Source organism: Sporolactobacillus terrae DSM 11697 (assembly GCF_000648615.1).
Lineage (GTDB): Bacteria > Bacillota > Bacilli > Bacillales > Sporolactobacillaceae > Sporolactobacillus > Sporolactobacillus terrae.
The window spans coordinates 138,451-144,958 of sequence record NZ_JFZC01000004.1; the positions used below are offsets into that span (position 1 = coordinate 138,451).

At 42.4% G+C, this 6,508-nt stretch carries 4 protein-coding genes; all 4 read right to left on the reverse strand.

The annotated features are described in order from the left end of the window. Positions 1 to 101 precede the first annotated feature (101 nt). Complete coding sequence (gene glgD, locus AA84_RS0100650) at positions 102 to 1,340, reverse strand: glucose-1-phosphate adenylyltransferase subunit GlgD (RefSeq protein ID WP_028975622.1); 1,239 nt, start codon at positions 1,338 to 1,340, stop codon at positions 102 to 104. Then, complete coding sequence (locus tag AA84_RS0100655) at positions 1,327 to 2,472, reverse strand: glucose-1-phosphate adenylyltransferase (RefSeq protein WP_028975623.1); 1,146 nt, start codon at positions 2,470 to 2,472, stop codon at positions 1,327 to 1,329. Before AA84_RS0100655 ends, glgD begins: the two co-directional genes overlap by 14 nt. 289 nt (positions 2,473 to 2,761) lie before the next feature. Further along, a complete protein-coding gene (glgA, locus tag AA84_RS0100660; protein ID WP_028975624.1) occupies positions 2,762 to 4,189 on the reverse strand; it encodes a glycogen synthase GlgA in 1,428 nt (475 codons plus the stop codon). A gap of 44 nt (positions 4,190 to 4,233) precedes the next feature. Next, on the reverse strand, positions 4,234 to 6,183 hold the full coding sequence (gene glgB / locus AA84_RS0100665) for a 1,4-alpha-glucan branching protein GlgB (RefSeq protein ID WP_028975625.1): 1,950 nt from the start codon (positions 6,181 to 6,183) through the stop codon (positions 4,234 to 4,236). Positions 6,184 to 6,508: the final 325 nt, after the last annotated feature.

A 6,508-nucleotide genomic window follows, 5' to 3' on the forward strand; every position in this document is an offset into this window, starting at 1 on the left:
ACGGCTGTATGAGAAATCGATCATTGGCGTTTACAGTCAAAATTAGACGAACTATGATTCCCATTCTTACCAAAAGACGCTAAATTTAAAAGAACAATGAATTAATAGTGATGAAAAAAGCCTTTAGAAGACTGCTTGCTGTCCACTTCCGGAATCGGCTTACCTATATTTGTCAGACGCGTGAAATCTCCTTCCACAATTCGACTGATCACTGAATTTTTCTCAATAACAATCGGGTTTGCTTGCGTGCCGATTAATTTAGTATTCGGTTCAATGCGCACATTTTTATCGAGAATAACGTAATGCAGTTCGGCTCCACTGCCAATCGAGCTTCCTTGCATTACGACAGAGCTGTTGAGCACCGTTTTTTTTTCAATCAGAACATTACGAAAAATAACTGAATGAGCAACTTCTCCATGAATCATGCAGCCATTTGCAATCAGTGAGTCGGTTACATCTGAGGAGCGTGAATAGAAGGTTGGCGCTTCGTTCTTTACTTTTGTGTGAATATGCTGACTTCCCTTCAATAAGGCTAATAGATTTGAATCGTGCAGCATATCCATGTTTGCTTCATAAAATGAGCGAACTGAGTGGATATTCTTCATGTATCCGGTATATTCAAATCCATTTGATGGAAGGGCAACAATCGCTTGATGAAGCAAGTCGCTTAAATTGCAGTGTTCATTTTCAGCGACTCCATTGCGAATTAATTTGGTAAGCAGCTCTGTCTTTAAAAGATAAATTTCCATATTCATGTACACATGGTCAGTCTTGTCATGCAAGACACTTGACTTCAACCCGCGTACCCTCCCGTCTTCATCGATCGTCAGACAGGACGTGTTTTGATCATCATTATCAACGTTTTCCATTGACTTATACACAACCGTAACCTCCGCGCCTTGTTCAATATGATGGCGCAGGATGGCCTGCACATCAATCGCACACAACATACGGGTACCCATAACCACGGTATACTCGGACTCTGACTTATCGAAGAACTCGATATTGTTATAATAATTTAGCAGATCCCCTTCAGTACTGAATCGGTTCGCTCTTCGATCAAGGCGCGGATCAGAGAAAAAAAATAGTCCGCCGTAAATACTGTCTAGGCCCCACTCCTTGCCGCTTCGTACATGATCATAAATCGAACGCAGATTGTCATGAGTAAATACACCGATCGTATCGACACCGGCCGTAGTCAGATTGGTCAATGGAAAATCGATCAGTCGATATCTGCTGCAAAAAGGCAGACTGGCAATGGGGCGATGACGTGTCAATGGATCGATCGCCGATTTAGATTCCGTCAAATTTAAAATGCCGCAAATTTTATTCCGCCTCATCATTTAACCCTCCCACAATTTCGTTGTATCCGACAACTGCAATCGCTGAATCACCAACCACTTGTGCATGATCAGCAAACACCGCATGTTCTCCGACAATTGCGTGATCAATCACTACATGTTTGCCAATGACCGTATTGGCCATGACGATTGAATCCTTAATCACTGAGCCTGTTCCGATTTTCACATTTTGTGAAATAATCGAATGATCGATTTTCCCTGATATATAGCAGCCGTCAACAATCAATGACTCTTGAACCCTCGCGTCCTTGGAAAGATAATGAGGCGGCGCTACTGGGTTCTTTGAGTAGATCCGCCAATGCTTATCGCGAATGCTGAGTTCATGGTCGGGATTGATAAACGCCATATTCGCTTCCCACAGGCTCTCAATGGTACCAACATCTTTCCAGTAGCCGTTAAATGAATAGGCGAACACATTTTCTCCATTTGCAAGAAAAGTCGGAATCACGTTTTTTCCGAAATCATCCATGTTCTGACCCGTTGCATGGCTTTCAGTCAAGTAGCGGCGCAGGACATCCCATGAAAAAATATAGATTCCCATTGAAGCCAGATTACTCTTAGGCTTCTGCGGTTTCTCTTCAAAGTCGATAATTCGGTCCGTGTTATCGGTATTCATAATGCCAAATCGCGAGGCCTCATCTAAGGGCACATGGATAACCGCAACAGTCGCGGAGGCTTTCTTATGTTTATGAAAATTCAGCATATGCTCATAGTCCATTTTATAGATGTGATCCCCGGACAAGATTAATAAATAGGTTGGATGATGACTGTCGATATAACTTATATTTTGATAGATCGCATGAGCGGTGCCCTTAAACCATTTTTCTCCATCAAGACTTGAATGCGGCTGCAGGATGGTGACGCCACCATCCTTATGATCAAGACCCCAATGGGCACCATTGCCGATATGACCATTCAATTCAAGGGGCTGATATTGGGTAACTACACCGATCGTGCGCACACCGGAGTTGGAGCAGTTGCTTAAAGAAAAATCGATGATTCGGTATTTCCCGCCAAAAGGTACTGCTGGTTTTGCAATCGTTCGCGTCAGCTTGCCTAAACGCGATCCTTGACCTCCCGCCAAAATCATTGCGATCATTTCATTTTTCATATCATTTGGAAAAAGAATGGTGCAACCACCTTCTTCCGCACACCTCCTTCATCCTGTAAAAGTGACGTTATTTCATCCTATGAGAATCATTGGAAAATCATATTTAAATTGAGCAGGATCTTATAAAAAAATAATTATACGGATACGCTTTCAATTTTTGTTAAATCGGTCCCTAAAGAAAAAGAACATAGGTATGGTAACAAAACCAAGTCTTAGCTTAGGATTATTAAAATGCATCATGGAGTCGGATAGATCGATGATTTCTTCATCGCTGACTATTTCCTTTCTGTCACTGGACAATACGGCGATACAGGTTTAGATAATCATTGGCTGACTGGTCCCAGCCAAAATCTAACCCCATTGCGCGATTTGTCAGTTCATCGAATACATGGCGATTGTTACGGAACAGATGAATCGCCCGTTCAATGGTATAAAGCATGTCGTGGGCATTATAATTGGTAAAGCTGAAGCCATTTCCCTCATGTGTAAACCCATTATAAGGAACGACCGTATCGTTTAATCCACCGGTTTCGCGTACAATTGGCAGGCTGCCGTAACGCATGGCCAATAACTGACCAATCCCGCACGGTTCAAATTTTGAAGGCATAAGAAACAGATCAGATCCCGCATAAATTTTTCTTGCCAAGGAATCATCAAAATAGATATTCACTGAAACGGCGTTTGGATAGCATTCGGCAAGCCATTTAAAGGCATCCTCATAATTACGTTCCCCCGTTCCCAGCAGCACAAATTGGACATCGAGCTTCATGATTTCATGAAACACGCTTAGAACAAGGTCAATGCCTTTTTGGTCAGTGAGTCGGGTAATCATGGCAATCATAGGTGTCGCTTCATCAACAGGCAGGCCAAGATCACTTTGTAGCGCCTGCTTATTTGCTTGTTTTCCTTGAGTAGCGCTGTACGTTTCATACAGCGCTTGATCCGTTAGGGGATTGTAAAGTTCTTGATCAATACCATTAATAATCCCGGATAGTTTATCATGATTCCAGCGCAGGAAACCATCTAGGTTTTCACCAAAATAAGGATATTGAATTTCCTGTGCATAAGTTGGGCTGACGGTTGTCAGCAGATCTGAGTAGGCTAATCCTGCCTTCATATAACTGACATGATCATAGAATTCTAAACCATCTTTATGAAAATAGGTTTGATCTAAACCGAGAAGATCACCGAGTACAGATTTAGGAAAAACACCTTGGTAACGTAAATTATGGATGGTAAAGAGGGTACGCATGTTTTGATAGAAAGGGTTGCTGCGATAATGCGCGCGAAGAAATACACTGATTAATCCCGTCTGCCAGTCGTGACAATGAATCAGATCTGTTTTTTTTGCTAAATGGGGCAAAAGCTCAAGTACTGCGCGAGCGAAAAAAGCAAACCGTTCTCCATCATCCGCATAGCCATAACTGCCTGAACGCTTAAAATAGTACTCATTGTCGAGAAAGTAATAATCAATGCCCGCTTCCTTACAATAAAAAACGCCACAGTATTGATGTCGCCATCCTAGCGGAACATAAAAATACTTCAGGTAAGTCAGCCGATCGGTAAAGTTAGAATTAAGATCCATATATTTAGGCAGAACAACACTGACGGATACCCCGTCCCTTTGCAAAGCTTTGGGCAATGCACCAATGACATCGCCTAATCCTCCCGTTTTAATAAAGGGGGCACTTTCAGACGCAGCAAACAGAACATTCATCTCTCTCTCTCCTTTTCCTGGACACAGACCGTTGTTATTTTGTTTTATACTTGTTCGTAAGCGGTCATTATTTTTCTTTTCTTTGTCTCTTTCATTAAAATAGTGATTCCCAGCGGTGGAATCGTCAATTTAATATGGTACGGCTGATTGTGAAAAGGAGCTTCCTCCACGATAATCGGTCGATGATTGCATTGTCCTGAACCGCCAAAAGAAGCAGCATCACTATTGAACACTTCTATATAGCTGCCCACTGCCGGTACGCCTAACTTAAATTGATGATACACAGCAGGCGTAAAATTGCAGACGACGATGCAATAATCCCCCTTCCTTTTTCCTTTTCTAATAAAGCTAATAATACTTTGTTCGGCATTGTCCGCATCGATCCATTGAAATCCGTCCAATTCATGATCAAGCCGCCATAAACATGAAACGGAGCGGTAAAAATGATTGAAAGCCGTGACGTACTGTTGGAACGCGCGATGCGTTGAAAAGTCAAACAGATTCCAATCGAGTTGTTCGAGATCCTTCCATTCATCGAACTGCGCAAATTCGCTGCCCATAAAAAGCAATTTTTTTCCTGGATGAGTCATGAAAAAGCCAAAAAGCACGCGAAGATTTGCAAAGCGCTGCCATTCATCCCCTTTCATTTTATTTAAAAGCGAACGTTTGCCATAGACAAGCTCGTCATGAGAAAACGCCAGGACAAAGTTCTCTGAATATGCGTAAAGCATTGAGAACGTAATGAGATTATGGTGATCGCGTCGTTCAGATGGTTCATAGGACATATAGCGCAGCATATCGTGAACCCAGCCCATGTTCCATTTATAATTAAAGCCAAGGCCTCCCTGGTCCGTTGGCTTTGTAACCATTGGGTAGTCGGTTGCCTCCTCAGCAATCATCAACGCCTCCGGAAACTTCAGAAATACCGCTTCATTTAGTTTTTTGATGAAGTCGATCGCTTCGAGATGTTCATCACCGCCGTATTTATTCTTCAATTCAAAGGGCAGGTCGCCATTATGATTTAAGTAAATCATTGACGATACTGCATCAATTCTGAATCCCTCCACATGATAAATGTCCATCCAAAAACGAACATTGGAAATGAGAAAACTGATCACTTCGTTTTTAGAAAAATCAAAGGTGTAGGTTCCCCATTGCGGACGATCTGCCAATTTGGGGTCGCACGGCTCGTATAACGGTGTTCCATCAAATTTTCCCAAACCATGTATATCCCGGCAAAAGTGTGCCGGCGTCCAGTCGAGAATAACGCCAATACTGTTTTGATGACAGGTATCAACAAAATACATAAAATCCTCTGGGCTGCCGAAGCGGCTTGTCGGTGCAAAGTAGCCGGTAATCTGGTAGCCCCAAGATCGATCATACGGGTGTTCCATGATCGGCATGAGTTCGATATGAGTAAACCCGTTTCGCGCGACATAATCAACCAGTTCATCCGCAAGCTGTCTGTAAGTCATCAAATGATTGGTGTCGTTTTTTCGCCAAGACCCTAGATGGCATTCATAAATGTTCATCGGACGATGATATTGATCCTTTTTAGCTCTTTGCCTCATCCAGCGTTTGTCATGCCACGCGTATGCATGAAGTGGACTGCACGTAAGCGATGCAGTATTGGGTCTCTTTTCTGCGTAGAAAGCGTAGGGGTCGGCCTTTAAAACAATCGAACCAGTCGGTGTTTCAATGGCATATTTATAACGCTCTTCATTGCCAAGATCTGCAATGAACCCCGTCCAGACACCAGAATTTTCTACTAAACCCAATCGATTTGCTTCAGTATCCCAGTCGTTGAAATCACCGACAACTGAAACGGCTCGTGCATGCGGTGCCCATACCGTAAAGCGAAATCCTTTTCTACCATTATATTGTTCTAAATGGGCACCGAATACCTTATACCCTTCATAAAGCGTGCCTTCATGAAATAAATACAGATCGACTTCGCTAGGAGACATTTGCGACTCATAATCAACGGTTAACATCGACACACGTCCCTTTATATTTTTTGATTGCATTTCTTTTAATACCGCTGCTTTAATGCTCCAATCATCATTCCTTGTTCTTGGAAAAATTTACAATGCTGCATTTTGGGTAATCATTTTTGTTAGGACATAAAACGCCTCCGAAATCCGAGTTGACGGGACAACCCCATTTTTTGTTGCTTTATACAAACCCTGTTTCTGTGCACAGAGGGTCGAGTTATTGGACAGTCATTTTTACATTAGCATTGCATAAATATAGTCCGAATTTTCAATTTATAACCGTTCGTGAATTTATGCCAAAAAGTTAAAACTCGAAGAAAGGTGG

Coding starts and splice junctions, on each gene's coding strand:
- glgD (WP_028975622.1), bottom strand. CDS start 1,340: ATGAGGCGGAATAAAATTTGCGGCATTTTAAATTTGACGGAATCTAAA.
- glgB (WP_028975625.1), bottom strand. CDS start 6,183: ATGTTAACCGTTGATTATGAGTCGCAAATGTCTCCTAGCGAAGTCGAT.
- glgA (WP_028975624.1), bottom strand. CDS start 4,189: ATGAATGTTCTGTTTGCTGCGTCTGAAAGTGCCCCCTTTATTAAAACG.
- AA84_RS0100655 (WP_028975623.1), bottom strand. CDS start 2,472: ATGAAAAATGAAATGATCGCAATGATTTTGGCGGGAGGTCAAGGATCG.